Raw genomic sequence first — 397 nt, 5'->3', positions numbered from 1 at the left:
ATTAATTGGAGAGCATGGTCCAGTTGGTGATATTGGATTACAAGGAGTAGAAGGTATACAAGGAATTACAGGACCTGCTGCTAGTCAAGGTCTCCAAGGTCCTCCGGGGATACAAGGTGAAATTGGAGAACAAGGACAAACGGGCGCACAAGGGAAGCAAGGAGAAATAGGGGTAAACGGAATATCAGGTGTAACGGGCCCCCAAGGTCCCCAAGGAGCACAAGGAAACCAAGGAGAGGACGGAACGACAGGTATACAGGGAGAAGAGGGTCCACAAGGCATACAAGGAATCACTGGAGAGCAAGGTCACCAAGGTGATCAAGGGATACAAGGTGTAGTAGGACCAATTGGTTCTACTGGCCCCCAAGGTCCTCAAGGTATAAGTGGGGTAAAGGGA

1 pseudogene is annotated in these 397 nt (G+C 49.9%); it reads left to right on the top strand.

Annotation, left to right across the window (positions count from 1 at the left end):
• Positions 1 to 397 (top strand): annotated as a pseudogene (locus tag KVT34_RS32185) (collagen-like protein); the annotation flags it as partial.

It is taken from the genome of Paenibacillus sp. GbtcB18, assembly GCF_019091125.1.
Taxonomy (GTDB): Bacteria; Bacillota; Bacilli; order Paenibacillales; family NBRC-103111; genus Paenibacillus_F; species Paenibacillus_F chitinolyticus.
Note: the sequence above shows the minus strand (reverse complement) of the source record. Positions and strands in the feature narration are given on the sequence as shown.